The organism is Gemmatimonadales bacterium (genome assembly GCA_019637315.1).
In the GTDB taxonomy this organism is placed as follows: Bacteria; Gemmatimonadota; Gemmatimonadetes; order Gemmatimonadales; family GWC2-71-9; genus SHZU01.
Genome location: JAHBVU010000007.1, coordinates 118,834 through 138,108, shown reverse-complemented (window position 1 = coordinate 138,108; position 19,275 = coordinate 118,834). Strand labels below are relative to the sequence as shown.

Below are 19,275 nucleotides of genomic sequence, written 5' to 3'. Positions count from 1 at the left end.
GGGGAGAGGTCAAGCGCGCTGCCGGCCTGTCTGGAGCCTCTGCGAGCCTCACGTCGCAAGCCCTGGTACGCGCGCCGCGAATAGCCCACATTGCGTCGCGCTCGAATTGCGGAGAACGGATGGCAAGCCTGCTGGGTGGGGTCGGTCTCTTCCTGATCGGCATGATTCTGCTGACCGAGGGCCTGAAGGCGGCGGCGGGGGACCGGCTGCGCGTGCTCCTGGTTCGCTTTACCGGGGGTCCGATCCGGTCGGTCGCCGCTGGAGCCGCCATAACGACGCTGGTGCAGTCCTCGAGCGCCACGACGCTGACGACGATCGGCTTCGTGAGCGCCGGGATGCTGACCTTCCCTCAGGCCGTGGGCGTTGTGTTCGGCGCGAATCTGGGAACCACGGCCACCGGGTGGATCGTGGCAGGACTCGGTTTCAAGCTCAGCATCCTCCCTATTGCTCTGCCGCTCGTCGGGATCGGCGCACTGCTTCGGCTGCTCGGACGGGGCTGGCTCTCCGATGCGGGACTTGCCTTCGCGGGTTTCGGGCTCCTGTTCGTTGGCATCGACACCATGCAGGTCGGCATGGCCGGGCTGGCCGAGCGACTCGATCCAGGATCGCTGCCGGGCTCCGGCCTGGCCAGTCGCCTGATCCTGCTGGCGGCGGGTGCACTCATGACAGTCCTGATGCAGTCCTCCAGCGCGGCCGTGGCCACGACGCTTGCTGCGCTCAATGCCGGGACCATCGATCTGTCTCAGGCCGGGACCCTGGTGATCGGACAGAACATCGGTACTACCGTCACGGCTGCTCTCGCGGCAATCGGCGCGTCGGTTCCGGCACGACGCACGGCGCTGGCCCACATTCTGTTTAACCTGCTGACGGGGCTGATTGCCTTCGGTCTGCTGCCGTTCCTGATGCCGCTGATGCAGTGGGTTTCGGGGGCAACCGGCGACGGCAGCGAGGCCATGACGATTGCCGCCTTCCATACCGCCTTCAACCTGCTTGGCGTTCTCATATTCTTGCCGGCGATTGAGCCGTTTTCTCGGCTGGTCATGCGGCTGATTCCCGATCGCGGCCCGACCCTGACGCGCTACCTCGATCGGAGTGTGACACGGTTGCCCTCGGTGGCGGTCGAAGCTGCCCACCGCAGCCTGCAGTCCGTTCTCGGTGCCATCCTGGAGGCAGTACGGGTGCACCGACCTGCGCCGGTCGCCGTTACCGCCGCGTTGGACGAGATTCGCAGCTTTCTCGCCGACGTTCGGACCGAGTCGGAATCGGCTGAGGCTCACGCCCGCCACGTGGCCGCGCTGCACACGGTCGATCACCTTGCGCAGCTGGCTCAGATGCTGCAGAAGCCGCCTGCGGCCGTCCTGATGGCGAACCCGCTGCTGACGCAGCAACGGCACGAGTTCGAACGAGTCGTTGCCGTCGCGGAGGCAGCGGTGCGGGAGCTTCACGGTGCGCGGGCGTCGGACGCCGCCGAGGCCGCCGCGAATCTTCGAGATCTGGCGCGGCACGATCGGCGACAAGTCATCGAGCAGGGCGCATCCGGCGCCGTTCCACTGGATCAGGCCGTGGCACTGCTCGACCTGATGCGCTGGTTCGAGTCAGCGGCCCATCACCTCCAGCGGAGCGTTCATTACTTGTGCTCCGGTGCAGCAGTCGAAAACGGGGTCGATTCCACATCCAAGCCAGCAGACGAGGCCGTGGACCGTTAGGCAGGCGGGCCGATCGATCCTGCCTCCAGCGACGAACGAGGGGCGCACCATCGGTGCGCCCCTCGTCGTATCACACGGTGCTGCGACCGCGGCCGATCAGAAGGAGCCGGTTACCCGGTAGCGAACCCTGATACCAGCAAACCGGGTGAACATCGCCTGGCGCATGACCGCGCGCGCCTCGTCGCTGATTGCGCACCCGCCGCCCTCGATGCGGATCCGCCAGGAGCTGCCGGCGTCCTGAACCGAGTAGAGTGCCGTGCCTCCCTCCGGGCCCGAGAAGGTTCGATTGTACTCGGTGCCCAGCGTCGGATGATTGAACCCGTCGGCCCGGACCTCGTAGCTGGTTGCGCCCGTCACCTTCGGAATCGTGAGGTACGGCACCACGCAGGTCGGGCCATCGTTGAACACGCTGAAGCCACCGGACCGCCACGGGTCGACCTCGATGACCACCTCGGCCTCGGCGAGAACCTTGAGCGATGCGTCCAGGACCTCGACTTTGATCGTTTCGGGGCCGCCAAGCGCCTGCTGACGGGCCTGGTACTGGGCAGTCGCGCCTTGCGAAAGGACACCACTAGCGGGTGTCAGCGTGCCGTGGGTTTGCGCGGACGTGAACCGGTACCGGACTTCGGACTCGGCTTCCGGGTCGAGCTCGGCCCGGAGCTGGGCGGTCTCGCCGAGCCGGACCGTGTCGCGGTTCGTGATCAACTCCACCTCGTACTCGACCTCGACGGTAACGAACGCCGTGTCACGGCCGCGCTCGACGTTGGTCTCCAAGTCCACGGCTTCGAGTAGGGCGTGCTTCTCGCCGGTGATCGTGTTGGTGATGGCTCGCTTCTCGCGGATCACGGCATCGTGCCGGCGTAGCTCCGTGACGACAACGACCACGCGATCCACCCGGGGCGGAGGAAACTCGAATTCTTCGTTGGCCCGGTATGCCACTTGCTGCCCAGTGGTCTCGAGCAGTTGCCCGTGATTTCCGGAGGTTTCCCAGGTTGCGGTCAGGTCGCCGCTGAAGTTGCGTTCCTGGCCCTGCTTGTCGCGGATACGCGCGCGGAGGTTGGCCTCAGCACCCTGTTTGATGGTGGTCCGGTCGGGCGTGATGTCGTAGGTGAGCTGAAGATCAGCATCGACGACGGCCTCGGCCGTGACGATGCGCTGCGGCCCGGCTTCCGGATTGGTCAGCGACTCGGGATTGAGCAGGACATCCACCCAGACCCGATCGATTTCGCCGCTCATGTCCCCGAGCTGTGGATTGGTAGCGACGTACTCGACCGAGGCGGTTTCGGTCCATTCGTTCGGTCCGGGCGCGTCGATGCCGAGGCCGCCGTGCTGATTCGATGAGCGCCAGCGGTAGCGCAGCGCCGGCGTGTTCTCCGGCAACGGAACACCCTCGCCGCGGGCCTCGACGGCGACCGTGAAGTTCGCGTAGCGGTGGGTGCTGTTCACGCTGGCTTCACCGGGGGAGAGGCTCACGGTCGGGTCCTGAACCATCACCGCGACCTCAGTCTCTCCTGACTGAGTGGCCGTCGTGAACATCCCGCGGGGCGCCAGCCCGGCAAGCGGCGCGGCGCCAAAGCTGGTGGTCCGCCCCGAAACGGTGCGAGCTTGGGTATTCACTGTAATGTTCGTCAGGTTGCCAGCGGTGCCGCCGCTCGAGGCGAGCACCCCGACATCGCCACTCATGGTAAACGCCGGCAGGTCCTCCATGCGGTATGCCAGCGTCACGGTGACAGGCTGCGAAAACGTGACGCCGGCCGGGCCAAGGGCGTAGACCGGCCCAACCCGCTGCCAGCCCGTCGGTGGGACGGAGGTTGGCGTCGTCACTCGCGAGACCGTCACCAGCGTCGGACCGGAGACGGCGCCGGGGGGGACGGTAACGGTGACGGCCCCGTCCTCGAAGGTGACGGTGCCGCCCGTCGTGCCGACCTGGACGCCGTTGATGACGGTTACCGTGGCCGATCCGCTCTGCCCCTCGCTGGTGGCGGTGATCTGGACTGTGCCTGCGCCGACGGCCGTGACCAGTCCGGCAGTGCTGACCGTGGCCACAGCCTGGGCATTGCTGCTCCAAGTCACAGCGCGCCCGGTCAGCGCGTTGCCCTGGGCGTCGCGGACAGTGACCGTCAGCTGTTCCGTCTGCTGCGGTGCGATTGTAACTGCTGCCGGTTGAACGGCCACAGAGGCCACGGCGGCGGGCGGGGGCGGCGGGGGCGGTGGCGGGGGAGGCGTTGGTTGTGTCGAGTCGCCGCCACAGGCAAGAACGGCGACCGCGACGGCGGCGACCAGGCCGGGGCGAATCGATCGAGTAGAGTGGTGCATTGGTTGCCCTCCACGGCAGGTGTCTCTTAGAGGCGCAGGATACCGCTGGCGGGGATCATCCTGGCGAGTAGTCGGCGGCCCCGCTGGATGGGGGCCGGATCGAAAACGCAGGGTCGCGTCATCCCCCGAGCATGAACTGTCGGGTGAACTTGATGATGAGCGCGCGTTCGAGGGGACCGCCGTCGATCCCGGTACGGGACACGGGACCGACGTGTTCGAGGTCGTTGAAAACCACGAACAGTCCGGTTCCAGCGGTCGTGAGCCACCCGAACCGAACGTTGCTCGAGAGATTGCGACTTCGGTCATTGTACTGAATCAGTGACTGCAGGTAGATACGCGGCGTGAAGGAGTAGGCAACCCGGAGGGCGGCCAGCGCCGTTTGAAATCGCCCGCTGTCCAAGTCGACGTCGTGGTACTGGACCCGCAACGAGGAGACCAGGGCATCGGTGAGTTGCCCGCTGACCGTCGCACTGCCTCCTTTGCGGGTGCCGTTGTAGAAGCCCCCAATGTCGAGCCGACCCTCGATCCGCAGCGGCGCGCTCAAGTTCGAGTTGTAAGCAAAGCCCCATTCGAAGTTGTCGTAGGTGCCTGGGGGGACGACCACGCCGGGAGAAATCTCGAACGGCTCACGGAGGCCCTCTCTGACGAAATTGACTGCCGGCAGCTGAAAGAAGGCGCCGTTGGCGAACTGGAAGTGGCCATCGATATGGATGAAGCGACTCTCCGAGAACCCATCGAGCGCGAAGTGCTCCCGATAGCTGATGTGCGGACGCCACTCATAGAGCCAGGGAGTGTTCTCGAAACGAACTCGCCGCATCAGGCTGGCCGACAGAAAGCGATACTCGGTGCGAGGGAGAAACCCGACTTCCGGGTTGAATCCCTCTACCACTTCGCGGTAGGAGACACTGCTGTTCCAGTTGGCCGTGTTGTAGCCGACATTGGCGCTCGCGGCGTACTGACCACCGTCCAGCCCCGGCGTGCTGGTTCGCGCAGCGTAGCCATCGATGGTCCAGGCCGTGCCGACGCCAAGGCGTCCGTCGAGGCCGAAGGTCAGGTTGTAGTCGCTGCCGTCGTCGGTGTTGAGGCGGGAGACGAAGATGGCCCCGAGGCGTGAGCGGTTGGGCAACTCACGAATGACCCGCGCAACGGAGAAGTTGTTGGCCGGCGACCACGGGGTTCGCTGCCCGGTGATTGGGTCGTCGACCTCGACTCCCCGGGCTTGCACGTTCATCAGACCGACGATCGTTTCACCGACTCGGCCCGTTAGGCGGGTGCCGGCCAGGATGGGGGCCTCGAGACCCCGCTCGATGCCGATTCGCCGGCTGAAGAACAGGTCGGTGGCCTGGCTCGTCCCGACCGCGAAGATGCCGGCGTTCTCGAGGAAGAACGGCCGCTTCTCCGGAAAGAAGAGGTTGAAGCGGGTCAGGTTGATAGCCTGGTCATCTGCCTCGACCTGGGCGAAGTCGGTGTTGACGGTCAGATCGAGGCTCAGGCTCGGGCCTAACGCGATCTTGGCATCGCCCCCGACTTCGCCATTGAACTCGGCGCCGCCGGGCAGGCTGTAGTTTCGTTTGCCCGAGCCGAGCACATAGGGGATGACCGTGGTGCTGAGACGGAACGGCGCTTCGAGGTCGTGGAGGCGGCCGGCCAGCGACACCCGATACAGGTCGAACTGGCGTGGGATGGGCGACCAGAACGACTGCTCGTTGCGCCGTCGAATCCGGCGGGAAAAGTTGAGGCCCCAGGTCTGCACCTCGCCGCTGCCGTAGCGGAGGGTCGAGAAGGGTATCCGGAACTCCGCATACCAGCCGTTGCCGTCGCGACTGGTGGCGACCGTCCAGCTGCCGTCCCAGTTCAGGTTGAAGCCACCGCCGCCGCCTCCATCTGGCGAGACCTGGCCGTCATACTCGATCCCGTTGGGCGTCGTGCCAAAGACGAAGCCGTTCTGGCCGTCGAGGAAGGTGTCCAGCAGAATCAGAAACGCATCCGTTTGGTTCGGGCTGGCGTCTCTTCGCGTCTCGCCGGCAATGATGCCGTTCGGATCGGAATCGAAAAGCCACGCTCCGATGTACAGCGCCACGGTGTCATACAGAATCCGAACTTCGGTCTGCTCCGAGGCGAGACTCCCATCCTGTGGAGCACTCTGCACGAAGTCGGTCGCGGGCCGCGCACGCTGCCAGACCTGTTCGTCCAAACGGCCGTCAATGACCGGAGCCGCCTCGACCCGCACGGCGCGGAGGGCGGGGCGGGACGATGGCGCCTGCGCCAAGACTGTCGTCGCGGCGAGTACTGTCAGAACGGCGCTGGCGGAAAGCCACGCCGCGGGCCGGTTGGCACTTGAAGAGCTGAACAATCTGGAATGCATCGTACCCGAACCAGAGTCGGACGGAACCTCCGTGACTCGAGCCGGGAGGTAGCGGACGACACAAAAGAAGTGGGGAAGGCGCTTCTGTCCAGTGGAGGGCCTATACTACATGCGCGAGCATGTCCCTCCTGGAGCTGTCTGATGTCCCATTCTGACGACGGCGTCGGGCGTCTCGACCGCCCGGTCGATCCGACGCGCGACCACGTGTTGGGGAGCGGTCGCGCACCCGTCACGCTGGTCGAGTACGGTAGCTACGCCTGCCCGGACTGCCGGGTTGCCAATGACCGCGTCACGCAGGTCCGCACCGACCTGGGCGATCGGCTTCGTTACATCTTTCGCCACAAGCCGCTTCCCAACAACGACCTGGCCCGACGAGCGGCGGAGCTGGCCGAATCCGCGCCGAACGACGAGCAGTTCTGGCGGGCCCACTCTCTCCTGATGACCCGGTCCGAGCGCCTGACCGAGGAAGACCTCGAAGTCGTCGCACGGGAGCTCGCACTGGCGGCGTTGGACGACGCGGCGGCCACCGCGATCGCCGAACAGGCCAAGATTCGGGTCGATGCCGACGAGGCCAGCGCCCGGGCCAGCGGGGTGCGCTTTACGCCAACGTTCTACATCAACGGCGCCCGGTACGACGGTCCCTGGGACGACAGTTCTCTGGCCGACGCCATCCTGGGTACGCTCGGTCACCGGGTCCGCTCGGCGGCGTTGCAGTTTGCCAGCTGGGCACCGTCGACGGGACTGCTGCTGCTGCTTGCCACGGTTCTGGCCGTGGTGCTCGGCAACTCTGCCTGGGGTCCGGCGGTCGAACGCTTCTGGCAGACGGTCGTCGGTGTGTCCGCCGGAACCGCTGCGTTCACGATGCCGCTGCTGAGTTGGATCAACGACGGGCTGCTTACCGTCTTCTTCTTCGTCGTGGGGCTCGAAATCAAGCGCGAGTTTACCATCGGCAGCCTGGCCAATCGACGGTCAGCCGCACTGCCCATGGCGGCGGCAGTAGGCGGGATGGTTGCTCCGGCTCTTCTCTATGCCCTTCTGATTCCTGCAGGGGTCTGGTCGCGCGGGTGGGGAGTACCGATGGCGACGGATACGGCCTTTGCCGTCGCGCTGATTGCGATGATGGGTCGGCGGGTGCCGGTGGAGCTGCGCGTCTTTCTCACCGCCGCCGCAATCGTGGACGATATCGGCGCGATCATCGTGGTTGCGTTTGCCTATACGACCGAGCAGCACTGGTCCTTCCTGATCGCAGCTGCGGGAATCCTGGGTCTGCTCATCGTGCTCAATCGCTCTGGCGTCTATCGCGCTGCACCCTACCTCATCCTCGGTGTGGTGTTGTGGGTGATGGTGCATGAGAGCGGCCTGCACGCCACGCTGGCCGGCGTCCTCCTCGCCGCATGCATTCCGACTCGTCCGCCGCCCAACTATCGGGCGCTGGCGGTGCAGGCGGATTCGATCTTGCGCGCGGAAGCCAGTCGCGGGGGTGAGCAACTGCGCTATGGCCCCTCGGCGCAGGCGCTCAGGGCCCTCGACAGCATTCACGATCGAATCGAGTCGCCCGCGGATCGGATGCTGCGCACCGCAGCTCCGCGATCCAGCTATCTGGTGTTGCCGATCTTTGCCCTTGCCAACGCGGGAGTTGCCATCACGCCGGAAGTCTTCGATGGCCGCGGTCCGCTCATGCTGGCTGTGACGGCCGGCCTCTTGCTCGGCAAACCGCTGGGCTTCGTCGCGGCATCGGCCCTGGCGGTGCGACTTGGGATTGCCAGGAAGCCGGACCAGTACTCCTGGCGTCAGATGGTCGGCGCCGGTGCCCTGGCTGGTATCGGTTTTACCATGTCGCTCTTCATTGCCGGTCAGGCCTTTCCGGACCCGGGTGACTTTGCGGCCGGCAAGATCGCGGTGTTCGGTGCGTCCGCTCTCTCCGCGGTGCTCGGTGTCACGATCCTGTGGAATGCATCGTCGTCGAGCGCGACATCGGCCGGCTGACGCCTCACCCGGATGTCAGCGCTGCAGCGGCAGGGCAAGGAGAACCGGCCCGGTCAATCGGGTACCAGGCCGCCGAACGCCAGTGTCATCGTACTTCTCCCAATGGCTGTTTGCCACGTAGATGAGCTGATCGCCGAGGACCGTCAGGATGGTCGGCTCATCGGCCAGGGGCAGGTTCCGGTCGACGACCTGGACGCGCGCCGAGATGCCGTCCGACGCGAGGTCGAAGCGAACGACTCGAGGCGGGGCAACGCCATTCTGAACCGCATAGAGCCTCGTTCCGATCAGCACCATGCCGTCGATTCCGAGGGAGGTACCCCCGCCGCTCAGCGCCACCCGCACGACGGCGCGAGTGGCCAGGTCCATGCGTAGCAACCCGTGCGTGTAGTCGGCCAGGTAGAGGTAGCGGCCGTCTCGGGTCGGCGCCAGGCCTTGCAGGGAGCGGAAGAGCGGGTGGCGGATGCTCTCCAGTTCGTGCCCGCCAGGCGGGAGCCGGAAGACGACCGGACTGCGCGAATCGGTGACGAACACATCCCCGCCTGGCCCGATGGCGAGGTCGCCGGGCAGGTGCGGCTCTCCGTCTGGAAGGTCGAACCGATGGACGATGGCGCCATTGTCGGGGCGAACCGCCACCAGCGCAGCAAGGGCAGTGTCGGCACTCCGGAACCCGGCCATGGTGGGCAGGCCAGCGGTCGTCAGCCAGAGCAGTTTGCGAGCCGCATCGAAACGCACGCCCATGACGGCCCCAATGTCCGCTCTGGCCCCGAGACCGAGGTCCACCGCGTGTGACTGGCCGCGACTGAGCCGATAGACCGTCCGATGCCGAATGCTGGCAAGGTAAACTGTTCCCGTTGCACCATCGGCGTCGAGCCCCTCGGGGTAGACAGTGCTGTCGGTCAGCTGGGCCCAGACGGTACTGTGCTGCTGCGGCGCGAGCGCGGTGCTCAGCTGGCTGACCGCCGTCTCGACCGCCGCTGCCTGGCGCAGCCTCGCGACGGACGAATCACTTACCAATCGGGCCCCGGCCTGGATCGTGGTCAACGAACGGACGGCTCGGAGGAGGTTGGCAGTGTCGCTGGCCCGCGCGGACAGGAGGCCAAGCATCTCGTGATAGTACGGCTGCTCCGGCCACGCCATCGTTGCCGTGAGCGTGTGCCGTATTGCGGCTGCGGCATCGCCCTGCCGCTGGGCAGCGACAGCGGCTTGCCACGCCGTTCGGGCGGCTGCCGCGGAGTCGACCGCCGGGGGCGACTGAGCAGAGACGGCGACGGGAGCCAGGGCGAGGAACGCCAGCAGTCTGGTCATGGGTTGGGCCGCGCCGGGTTGCGATCGAGCGCCACGCGTGCCGCCCGCTGCAGCGCCCGGACCGTGGCCTGATCGAGTCCGTTGCCCGGGATCGTGGCAGGCAGCGAGCGCGGATCGATGCCGGCGATCCGCTCCAGGATGACGAGGGCGGCGAGGTAGGTCCCGGTTACCGAGGGATGAAACCCGTCCGGTCCGTAGAGTGCCTGACTCGGCGCTTCGTCCCAAGCTGCGAGCCAAGCGTCTCCTCCTGGGGCCAGAAGACCCGACACTGCGGCCGCCGCGTTGTGATAGGACGTCCTGACGCCGGGAAAGTCCGCTCGGCGCTGGGAGGCAGGCCAGACCATGTAGAGCACCGGCTGCGCACCTGCATCTCTGATCGGGCCGTTGAACTGCATGCTCCAGTGGCGCAGGTTCAGCTGACTTTCGGGAAGTGCCGACGGCCCCTGCTGCATCACCACGTAATCCCACCGATGCCTGGCAAGCAGATTCCGGGCGGTACCCTGCTGCCAGTGATCTTCGAGCCCGAAGTCGGGATAGGTCGCCGATGCGGTCCCGACCGGCGCACCGCCGGCCAGGCCGGCCAGGGCGCTGACCATTCGGGGCAGGTCATTGGTATAGGTGAGCGAGTTTCCGACGAACAGCACTCGAGTCGTTCCCGGAGGAAAGTCGACTCCCGGGCCGGTCTGTCCGCTGCAACCGGCGGCAGACAGGGTGACCGCAAGGCAGGCAGATAGCAACGAGGGCAGTGGTCGCTGAGGGCGGGTAGTCCACATGGAAAACTGGTCCGCAGGCTGAGGGTGGCATTCCCGGCTTCCGAGACCGGGGGCGCGACTCCATCAGACACTACGAATCTGAGGCCCGAGCGTGTTTCGGATTGGTAGTTCGGACTGGCAGGGCGGGACTACCCCTGGGTCGCGCGACCTGCCTTGGCGGTGGCCTCGATCTCGATCCTCATGCGCGGATCGAGCAGGCCGGCCGAGATCATCGTCGCAGCGGGACGCGATTCACCGAGGTGGCGTCGAAGCACCGGCCAGCACTGCTCAAACTCGCTGGCCTTCGGTACGATGTAGGTAATCCGTACGATGTCACCCAGCCCAAGTCCGGCCTCGACCAGTGCGGCTTCGATGTTCTTGAGGCACTGCTCGGCCTGGGCTTCGATTCCGTCAGCAATGGTCATCGTGGCGTAGTCGAATCCGGTCGTGCCGGAGACGAAGACCCAGTCGCCGTCGACGACCGCACGGGAGTAGCCGATCTGCTCCTCGAAGGTGGATCCGGAACTGATCAGACGTCGGGGCATCATGACTCTCGAGTTATCGGGAGCCGAAACTTACACCGATTGCCGGTCCTCCCTATCATTGGTGACACCAGCGGTCTTCCCCCTGCGAGGTGAACTGTGTCCGCACTGACAGCCGCCAGCGCCCTGCACGAGCAGTCGCTCGTCTGGGACGCTCACATGGACAGTCTCGTTCGCGTGGTCGAGCATGGGATCGACCTCGGTGTCCGGAGTGAAGCGCAGGCCGACCTGACCCGTTGGCGCGAGGGCGGGGTACGTGCCCAGGTGTTTGCGGTCTGGATCGACACGATCTACGCGCCGTATCACGCTGCCCGCCGAGCGTTGCAGCAGATCGATGCCCTTTACTGCCTGCTCGAACGGTATCCGGATCAGATCGAACTGGCGCGGACCGCAGCTGAGGTGCTTCGGATTGCCGCGGATGGAAAGCTGGCGGCGATGATTGCCATCGAGGGCGGGGTGGCGATCCAGAACGACCTCGGTCTCCTCCGGACCTACGCCCGGCTCGGCGCCACCTCGATGACCCTCACGCACACCGCCAGCCTCGACTGGGTCGACTCGTCGACCGATCGGCCCCGTTCCGGCGGCCTGAGCCCCTTTGGGCGTGAGGTCGTTCGGGAAATGAACCGGCTGCGAATGATGGTCGACGTGTCGCACGTCTCCGATGATGTGGTTCGCCAGTGCCTCGACCTTTCGAGCGCACCCATCATCGCTTCGCACTCCTCCTGCCGCGCCCTGACCAACCACCCGCGCAATCTTCCGGACGACTTGCTCAAGGCGATTGCCGCGCGTGGCGGCGTCGTCGGGATCAACTTCTACAACGAGTTCATCGATCAAGGGTACCGGGACGAGTTGTCGCGCCGGACCGGGCAGATCATCGCACAGTTGAACGCTCCCCCGGTGGTGCCGCCGGAGGATCTGGATGATCGGGCCCGCGAGCGATCCCAAGGCTTCTTCAAGGATCCGCCACCCCGACCGCCCTTTGCCCGCATCCTGGAGCATATCGATCACGCGGTCCAGGTTGCTGGTGTCGATCATGTTGGAATCGGCAGTGACCTCGATTCCACCATGATCCCGACACCGCTGGGCATGGACAGCGTCAGCGACTTTCCCCGTCTGACGGAAGGCCTGCTTGAGTGGGGATACCGCCCCGACGATGTTGCCAAGATCCTGGGTGGCAACTTTCTGCGAGTGTTTCGGGAGGTGCGCGGTGAATGACGCAGTTTCGGGTCGGCGGATCGATCCGGGCCTCGAACGGGACGCACGAGCGCTGATCGACGATCTCGTGCTCGTCAATGGCCTCGACGCCTCCGACTTTGGCGATGTGTTGCTGGACAGCCTTTCCGCGGGGCGGGTGGGCGCCTGTCTCGTGAGCAGCACGCGCAACGGTGTCGGCTTGATGTCGGGCCAGACCTCGCCCCACCACCAGTACCTGCGCGATCGGGCGGATCGGATTGCGCTTGCCACCACGGTGGCCGAGATCGAGGGGATACGCCGAGCGGGGAAGATTGCCATCGTCTTCGGCCTGCAGGTGGCGGATATGCTCGAGGAGAACCTCGAACGGCTGACGGTGTTGCATGCGCTCGGCCTTCGCAGCTGCGGTCTGGCCTATAACGTCGGCAACTACATCGGTTCCGGGTGCACCGAGCTCGATCCGGGGCCGCTGTCGCGTTTCGGCGTCGGGTTTGTCGAAGCGTTGCAGTCGCTGCGTATCGCGGTCGATATCGGCGGGCACTGCAGCGAGGCAACATCGTTCGACGCGCTGCGTCACACCCGCGGCCCGGTCGTCTGCACTCACACCACGGCACGGGCCCTGCGGAACACGCCGCGAGCCATGAGCGACGAGCTGCTTCGAGCGATTGCGGATCGTGGCGGGGTGGTGGGTATTGCAGCGTTCAGTTTCTTCCTGGTGCCATCGGGGCGTGGCACGGTCGACGACTTCGTCGACCATCTCGATTACGTTGCCCGATTGATCGGTCCTCAGCACGTTGGTCTCGGCCTCGACTTCATCCTCGGCAAGGAGTATCGAGGCCCGGTTACCGACACCGACATGTTTACCGCCGAGGCCTATCCGCAGCAGTTCGACGACTGGGTCTATCCCGAGGGCCTCTCAGATTTTCGGGGGCTCGAGCGGGTGGTGGCGGGCTTGCTTGCACGTCGACACTCGCAGGAGGCCATTGCGGCCATGATGGGCGGCAACTGGCTGCGCGTCTGGCGGGAGATCTGGGGCGCATGAAACAGGATCTCATTTCACGTCGAGCGTTCGTTTCGTCGGCCGGTGCCGGCGCAGTTGCCCTTGCGGCCGAGCCTGGCGTTGTGGCAGCCGCGTCAGAGGCGACGGTTCCCGTCGTGGTTGGTGCGGTGACTCTGCCGGTCAGTGACCCGGGGGGCACTCGCAGTCGCCTCACGCTCGAGCGGGCCAGGGGTGCGGGGGTCGATGTCGTGGTGGTTCCGGTGTTCGAGGGTGCCAGGCGCGACGCGGCGCTCCTGGCCCTGGCGCGTCACCGGCGGATGCTGCTCGGTATGCCGGATCTCTGCGTGGCTGCCGAGCAGGCAGCCGACTGGTCGGCTGGGCCGCGCTTGCGGGTTGCCGTCGTGGCCCATGCGCACGGTTTTCAGTGGGCCGATGGCAATCTCGGCCTGATTGCCGACCTGCAGGCGGCGGGTCTCCGGGCAACCAAGCTCTCCTCCGGCTGGCGGAATCGAGCGGTGGATGGGGTCCACGAGCCGACGGATCTTGGTTTGACGCGATATGGCCGTGCAGCAGTTCGTGAGCTGAATCGTCGCGGTGTGCTGATCGACCTGGCGTCGACCGGCCGGCGGAGCGGCCTCGATGCGATGGAGCTGAGTACGGCTCCCGTTGTGTTTACCCACACGAATGCGGCAGCCGTGCATGCCCATCCTCTCAACCTGAGTGATGAACAGATCCGCGCCTGCGCACGTACCGGTGGCGTGGTGGGCGTCAGCGCTCTGGCCGAGCTGGTTGGCGGAGCGGTACCCTCGGTGGCGGACCTGGCTCGACATGTTGCCCACATCGCGTCACTGGTCGGGATCGCTCATGTCGGGATCGGGTGGGACCTCGACGCCGCCCCGTCGCGCCGGTACCCCTCGGATCATTTGCCGCCGCAGCCGCTTCGTTATGTCCAGGGGCTGGAGGGGTTCGATGGCTTCGCGGGGCTGGTCGATGCACTGGGGCGTGCCGGACTCACGCCGGCCGACCGGGTCGCTGTTCTTGGTGGGAACTTTGCCAGAGTACTCACTCGAGCCTGGTCCGTGTGACAGGTTGAGGCCGGTTTCCCGGGTTCAGTATTGATATATTTAGCTAAATAGCTAAATTATGGAAATGGCACTCAGTGATGGTGCATTCCGGGCCCTGGCCGACCCGACACGTCGCAGGATTCTCGAGCTGCTGGCTCGACGGGATCTGACTGCCGGCGAGATCGCCGACGAGTTCCCGATCGCGTTCCCTTCGGTGTCCCGGCACCTGGGGGTTCTCAAGGAAGCCGGGCTGGTCGCCGCAGAGCGGGAGGGTCAGCACATAAGGTACAGTCTCAATACGACGGTCTATCAGGAGGTCATTCGGTACATGATGAACGTGCTCGGGACCGGTGACGACGATGCGTAGTCGGTGGCTGCTGTTTGGCGTTCTCGCGGTGGCGCTGCTGGCGTCGGCGTTGGCGTGGGGTCGGCTGCCGGCCGAAGTGCCGACGCACTGGAATGCTCGCGGTGAGCCGGATGGCTGGTCATCGCGGTTCGTTGCGGCGCTGTTGCTTCCTCTCATGATTGCCGGGGTTGCGCTCGGCCTCCGGATCCTGCCCAAGATCGATCCGCGACGCGAAAACTATGAGAAGTTCGCTGATGCGTACTGGATCATGGGGAACTGCCTCGGCCTCTTCTTTGGCCTCCTGCATCTGGGCATGCTGGGGTTGGCCGTCGGGTACCCGATCGACCTCTCCCGCGTCGCCGCCGGTGGGATCGGTGTGCTGCTGGCGGTTTCAGGCAACTATCTCGGTCGCGTCCGCCCCAACTGGTTTCTGGGCATTCGCACGCCCTGGACGCTCGAGCATCCCGAGATCTGGCGCCGGACGCATCGTCTGACGGGTTGGCTGTTTGTCGGAGCCGGCATCGCAATTCTCGGGGTCGCCCTGCTCTCTGCTGCGTGGCTACCGTACGCTGTCATTGCTGCGGTTGTCACAGCCGTACTGGTGCCGGTTGCGGCGTCATTCATCTTCTGGTATCGAGGACGTTCGTCATGAGGCGCATCGCAGGTCGTTTCCTTGGAGCTGTGGTTATGAGCGCAAGCTTGCTTGGTGGCAAGGCCGATGGTCAGGTCCGGCAATCGGAACTGAGCTTCAGCAGCGGGAACCTCACCCTGCAGGGTACGCTGGCGCTGCCGAGCGGGGCGGGGCCCTGGCCGGCTGCCGTGATTATTGCCGGATCGGGTCCGACGGATCGGGACGGCAACACCATGATGGGCAAGACGGGAACCTACGCGATGGTGGCGGCGGCGCTCGCTGAGCGTGGGATCGCCTCGTTTCGTTATGACAAGCGCGGTCTGCCGAGCAGCAAGGGCAGCTTTGACGCTGCCTCAGTAACGGTCCATGACTTTGCCGCCGACGCGGCGGCCGCTGCGCAGATGCTCGACGCACGTAGTGACATCGGCCCGGTGGTGTTCATCGGACACAGCGAAGGCGGTCTCCTGGCACTCCTCGCCGCGCAGAAGAAAGCACCGGTTGCCGGGCTCGTGCTTGTGGCCGCTGCCGGTCGGGATGCATCGACCATTCTGCGCGAACAACTGAGTCGGCAGCTGCCGCCGCCGCTGCTGGCCCAGTTCGATAACGCCTGGGCGGGCTACATCAAGGAGGGTGGGGAGTACACGGCTCCGGCTGGCCTGGAGATGCTGTTCGTGCCCGCCAACCGACGCTTCATGCAGAGCTGGCAGGCGGCCGACCCGGTGGCGATCCTGCGCGGTCTTGCCCTGCCGACCCTGGTGCTTCAAGGGGCAACCGACGTGCAGGTCACTCAGGACGACGCCCGGGCGCTGGCGGGGGCACGATCCGATGTGAAGCTCGTCGTCCTTCCCGGTGTCAACCACGTTCTGAAGGAGGCCGCTGGGGCAACGGCTCAGGAGCAGATGGCTGCGTACACTGATCCCTCGCTTCCGCTGGCACCCGCCGTCGGTAAGACGCTGGCGGATTGGATTCTGACCCTGCGTCGCTAGCCGACCGGCATGCCCCCGCGGTCTCGCGGCTCTGGGGGCTGTCGAGTACCTTCTGCCGGTCATCGCTCCGGCACCTTTCGTGATTCACGTCATCATCAACCCGCGTGCCGCCGCTGGTCGGGCGGCGCGGACCTGGCAGCGGGTCGAGGCCCAGGTCCGGGCGAGGCACGAGATCCGGGTGCACGCTACCGAGTCCGGCGGGGATGGTGTGCGTCTCGCGGCGGAGGCCGTACGCGCAGCTGCGACCGCGATTGTCGTCGTCGGCGGTGATGGGTCGCTGCACGACGTGGTCAACGGATTGCTGGGAGCGCTCGACGGCACGCCGGGCCCAACGCTGATTCTCTGGCCGTCCGGTTCGGGCAACGACTTTGCCCGCAGTCTGGGTGTGCGTCCGTCGTGGGATGGGTTGCGCGCGGGGCTCTACGGATCGACGACCCGGCAGGTCGATGCCTGGCAAGCACGCTGGCCCGGTGGCACGCGCTGGTTCATCAACGCGGCGTCTTTTGGGCTGACGGCGCGTGCGGTGGCACTGGCAACCTGGCCGGGCGTCCGGGTCACAGCCGGGCGCTACGTAGCTGGTGCGATTCGGAGTGTCTGGCGCGGCGCCGACTACGAGGTCCGTTTGTCCCTAGACCAGGCGCCCTTGGCGGCGCAGCGTCTTGCCGCCGGCGTGCTCGCCAACGGGGCCTGGTTCGGTGCCGGGATGCCGATCGTGCCCGGGGCCGCCCTCGGCGACGGCCAGCTCGATCTCGTGCTGGCGTGCGCCACGACCCGCCTTCGCTTGCTGGGGTTACTCGCCCGCGTCGTTGCAGGCCGGCACTGCACGTCACCGCTGGTGAGCCGGCGCTCCGTGTCCAGTCTCACCCTTGAATGGCGGGGTGAGCTGCCGTTCGAGATGGACGGCGAGACGGTTCAGGTCGCCTCGCCGCTGGAGGTTCGATGCGCCCATGGCGCACTTCGCTTCGCAGTCCCGCCGCCTTCCCAGACGACTGAGCGGGTCCGCCGGGAAGGTGGTCATTCGTCATCGTTGCCGAGGTCGGATACCGGGTCGGACCAGGTTGAGCCCAGCTAGTACCGGAAATTCCACGATACCAGGTTCCAGTGCAGCGCAATCCAGCTGAACGCGAGCCCAGCGGCACTGAGCCCGAAGTACTTGACCCTGGCCCACCCACTCCGCCCGAGACGGAATGAACGCGAGAGCGCAGCGATCGACGCCACCGTTCCGACGATTGCGGCCACGCCGATCAGCCGAATCAACCCCAGCCAGACGTCCGAGCGGCTGTCCAGGTTGATGGCACCCTCGAAGCCTCGCGAAATGAAGACGCCGAGTGCAACGGTGAACCCGAGGGCCGCAAGCGCGGTCCATCGAGTCAGAGCCCGTAAGCGCGGCGACACACCGTCGTCCACCCGACCCGCGCCATAGCGTCGACGAATCAACCCGGCGACCGGCCAGAGCAACAGACTCAGTGCGAATGTGCTCAGCGAACCGATCAGCAGTGCCAGGTTGAAGCTCCTGCTGCTCAGCATTCCGACGCGGTGGAGTTCGTGGCCGCCCAGGAAGCCAAAGCGGTCGGGTACTCCGTTCGATCCGGGAACGTAGCCCAGCAACTGGGATCCGTCCTCGCTGCGGTAGGTCGTCTCGTCGACGGGGTACCAGCGCATCGGCAGCCCGTTTGGTCCGGCGACGAAGCCGATCTGAATGCTGCCATCCGGGTTGGCCGTGATGTCGAGATTGATCAGCAGCGCGATAACGCCGCCCAGCGTCGAGGCGCCCCGCCGCGAGAGGGTGTACGTCCCGGTGTGGGCGGCCGAGACGGTCGCTGCGTTTGCGAGGACCGGTTCGAGCGGCACCGGGTTCGGGAAATACCGATCGAGGAAGGCATCGCGAACGGCCTCGCGGAGGCTGTAGAAGGCGGCGCCTCGACCCGTACTGTTGACCGAAACGAAGAACGCCACGCCGTGATCCATCAGCAGCGACAGGTGGCTGTGGAATCGGGCTAGGTCGCCGCCGTGACCGAGGATTCGCAGTCCGTTGCGGTCCTCTTCGAAGAAGCCAAGCCCCATGCCGGGCACCCGCGGGTGGGTCCGGAACTGCGTGGTCCCCATCAGTCGGGCGGTCTCAGGTTTGAGAATCTGAATCGAGTCGAAACGACCGAGAGCCAGGTGGGCAATGGCAAACTTGGTCATATCGACAGCCGTAGCGGAGAGATTGCCAGAGGGCTCCCCGAACAGGACCTCGAATTCGCCGGCCGAGTCGGACGCGGTCGGGTACTCACGCGACAGCTGGGCACGGAGGGCCGGCGGCATCGGTTCGGCAATCGAGGACTGCCGCATGCCGAGCGGGTCCAGGATGTGGAGCCGGACATACTCGGCGAACGGCGTGCCGGAGGTGTGCTCGATGATGTAGCCGACCAGGTCGGTGCCGTAGTTCGAGTACGACGTGACCGTGCCAGGCCGGTACAACTGGGCCGGTGTTGTCTTGCTGACCCACTCCTTGAGAGGGACACTCTTGCCGGAGTCGGCTGGCAGCTTCTTGAAGGCCTCCTCGAACCCCGCCGTGTGGGTCAGCAGGTGACGCAGGGTGATCTTGTCGGGGAACTTTCTCGGCACTGCGAAGTCGAGATAGCGGTCGATTTCCTCGTCGAGATCGAGCTTACCCTGCTCGACCAGCTGCATCGCGGCCGTTGCCGTGAACAGCTTCGAGATCGAGGCCACCCGAAAGAGTGTACTGTCCGGGCGTACCGGCAGCTGGCGGTCGCGATCGGCAAAACCGTAGCCCTTGGCCAGTAGCAGCTTGCCATCCTTGACCACGGCGATGACCGTGCCGGTGATGTCGTTGCTCTTGAGTGCCAGAGGGACGATGCCGTCGAGGAATGCCTCGAGGTCGGTCGCGGTCAGCGGCGGGGCAGATCGAGGGTTCGCCGGCTCAGTGGGAGACTGCGCGCTCGTTGCAGTTGCGAGTGCGAGACTCAAGCCCAGGGCCAGGGTCGGGAGGGTGAAGTGCACGAGTTGGCCTCGTTGTCGATGGAGTGGCAGTGAAGCGGTCACAACGAGTCAAGCCCCGATTCAGTTTCAGGCGGGGTTG

15 protein-coding genes are annotated in these 19,275 nt (G+C 65.8%); 9 read left to right on the top strand and 6 right to left on the bottom strand.

The genetic code is table 11. The features are described from left to right. Nucleotides 1–119 precede the first annotated feature (119 nt). Nucleotides 120–1,706, top strand: coding sequence for a Na/Pi cotransporter family protein (locus KF785_08660; GenBank protein ID MBX3146831.1), 1,587 nt, complete (start codon nt 120–122; stop codon nt 1,704–1,706). Nucleotides 1,707–1,802: 96 nt separating this feature from the next. Here KF785_08660 and KF785_08655 read toward each other — a convergent pair whose 3' ends face one another. Continuing rightward, nucleotides 1,803–4,022: an Ig-like domain-containing protein gene (locus tag KF785_08655; protein MBX3146830.1), complete on the bottom strand. Its 2,220-nt coding sequence runs from the start codon at nt 4,020–4,022 to the stop codon at nt 1,803–1,805. 118 nt (nt 4,023–4,140) lie between these two features. Beyond that, nucleotides 4,141–6,375: a carbohydrate binding family 9 domain-containing protein gene (locus tag KF785_08650; protein ID MBX3146829.1), complete on the bottom strand. Its 2,235-nt coding sequence runs from the start codon at nt 6,373–6,375 to the stop codon at nt 4,141–4,143. Nucleotides 6,376–6,528: 153 nt separating this feature from the next. Between KF785_08650 and nhaA the strand changes: the two genes are divergently transcribed. Beyond that, complete coding sequence (gene nhaA, locus KF785_08645; protein ID MBX3146828.1) at nt 6,529–8,373, top strand: Na+/H+ antiporter NhaA; 1,845 nt, start codon at nt 6,529–6,531, stop codon at nt 8,371–8,373. 15 nt (nt 8,374–8,388) lie between these two features. Here the strand turns inward: nhaA and KF785_08640 are convergent, their stop codons facing one another. The 3 genes from KF785_08640 to KF785_08630 all read right to left on the bottom strand — a co-directional run bounded on the left by KF785_08640 (nt 8,389) and on the right by KF785_08630 (nt 10,978). Then, nucleotides 8,389–9,678, bottom strand: a complete 1,290-nt coding sequence (locus KF785_08640) for a hypothetical protein (GenBank protein MBX3146827.1) — start codon at nt 9,676–9,678, stop codon at nt 8,389–8,391. Beyond that, nucleotides 9,675–10,322 (bottom strand): hypothetical protein, encoded by a 648-nt coding sequence (locus KF785_08635; protein MBX3146826.1) that lies wholly within the window; start codon nt 10,320–10,322, stop codon nt 9,675–9,677. Before KF785_08635 ends, KF785_08640 begins: the two co-directional genes overlap by 4 nt. 257 nt (nt 10,323–10,579) lie before the next feature. Beyond that, nucleotides 10,580–10,978, bottom strand: coding sequence for a RidA family protein (locus tag KF785_08630; protein MBX3146825.1), 399 nt, complete (start codon nt 10,976–10,978; stop codon nt 10,580–10,582). Between the two features lie 93 nt (nt 10,979–11,071). Here KF785_08630 and KF785_08625 point away from each other — a divergent pair, with 93 nt between their 5' ends. From KF785_08625 to KF785_08595, 7 genes are all read left to right on the top strand, one after another. Then, nucleotides 11,072–12,187 (top strand): dipeptidase, encoded by a 1,116-nt coding sequence (locus tag KF785_08625; protein MBX3146824.1) that lies wholly within the window; start codon nt 11,072–11,074, stop codon nt 12,185–12,187. After that, nucleotides 12,180–13,205, top strand: a complete 1,026-nt coding sequence (locus KF785_08620) for a membrane dipeptidase (protein ID MBX3146823.1) — start codon at nt 12,180–12,182, stop codon at nt 13,203–13,205. Before KF785_08625 ends, KF785_08620 begins: the two co-directional genes overlap by 8 nt. Then, the gene (locus KF785_08615) at nt 13,202–14,248 is read left to right on the top strand and encodes a membrane dipeptidase (GenBank protein ID MBX3146822.1); all 1,047 of its coding nucleotides are present in this window, start codon (nt 13,202–13,204) and stop codon (nt 14,246–14,248) included. The genes KF785_08620 and KF785_08615 overlap by 4 nt, the downstream gene beginning before the upstream one ends. A 64-nt stretch (nt 14,249–14,312) precedes the next feature. Then, the gene (locus KF785_08610) at nt 14,313–14,594 is read left to right on the top strand and encodes a winged helix-turn-helix transcriptional regulator (GenBank protein MBX3146821.1); all 282 of its coding nucleotides are present in this window, start codon (nt 14,313–14,315) and stop codon (nt 14,592–14,594) included. Then, nucleotides 14,587–15,225 carry a DUF1648 domain-containing protein gene (locus KF785_08605; protein MBX3146820.1) on the top strand — a complete coding sequence of 213 codons (639 nt, stop codon included), beginning with the start codon at nt 14,587–14,589 and terminating at the stop codon, nt 15,223–15,225. Before KF785_08610 ends, KF785_08605 begins: the two co-directional genes overlap by 8 nt. Before the next feature lie 35 nt (nt 15,226–15,260). Beyond that, nucleotides 15,261–16,190: an alpha/beta fold hydrolase gene (locus KF785_08600; GenBank protein ID MBX3146819.1), complete on the top strand. Its 930-nt coding sequence runs from the start codon at nt 15,261–15,263 to the stop codon at nt 16,188–16,190. Nucleotides 16,191–16,269: 79 nt separating this feature from the next. Beyond that, nucleotides 16,270–17,262: a hypothetical protein gene (locus tag KF785_08595; GenBank protein ID MBX3146818.1), complete on the top strand. Its 993-nt coding sequence runs from the start codon at nt 16,270–16,272 to the stop codon at nt 17,260–17,262. Here the strand turns inward: KF785_08595 and KF785_08590 are convergent. Next, complete coding sequence (locus KF785_08590; GenBank protein ID MBX3146817.1) at nt 17,259–19,196, bottom strand: beta-lactamase family protein; 1,938 nt, start codon at nt 19,194–19,196, stop codon at nt 17,259–17,261. The genes KF785_08595 and KF785_08590 overlap by 4 nt on opposite strands. Nucleotides 19,197–19,275 lie beyond the last annotated feature (79 nt).

What these genes read in the sequence shown, in the direction of transcription:
- KF785_08630 (MBX3146825.1), bottom strand. Translation starts at nt 10,978, where the DNA reads ATGATGCCCCGACGTCTGATCAGTTCCGGATCCACCTTCGAGGAGCAG.
- KF785_08605 (MBX3146820.1), top strand. Translation starts at nt 14,587, where the DNA reads ATGCGTAGTCGGTGGCTGCTGTTTGGCGTTCTCGCGGTGGCGCTGCTG.
- KF785_08600 (MBX3146819.1), top strand. Translation starts at nt 15,261, where the DNA reads ATGAGCGCAAGCTTGCTTGGTGGCAAGGCCGATGGTCAGGTCCGGCAA.
- KF785_08615 (MBX3146822.1), top strand. Translation starts at nt 13,202, where the DNA reads ATGAAACAGGATCTCATTTCACGTCGAGCGTTCGTTTCGTCGGCCGGT.
- nhaA (MBX3146828.1), top strand. Translation starts at nt 6,529, where the DNA reads ATGTCCCATTCTGACGACGGCGTCGGGCGTCTCGACCGCCCGGTCGAT.
- KF785_08660 (MBX3146831.1), top strand. Translation starts at nt 120, where the DNA reads ATGGCAAGCCTGCTGGGTGGGGTCGGTCTCTTCCTGATCGGCATGATT.
- KF785_08655 (MBX3146830.1), bottom strand. Translation starts at nt 4,022, where the DNA reads ATGCACCACTCTACTCGATCGATTCGCCCCGGCCTGGTCGCCGCCGTC.
- KF785_08610 (MBX3146821.1), top strand. Translation starts at nt 14,313, where the DNA reads ATGGCACTCAGTGATGGTGCATTCCGGGCCCTGGCCGACCCGACACGT.
- KF785_08640 (MBX3146827.1), bottom strand. Translation starts at nt 9,678, where the DNA reads ATGACCAGACTGCTGGCGTTCCTCGCCCTGGCTCCCGTCGCCGTCTCT.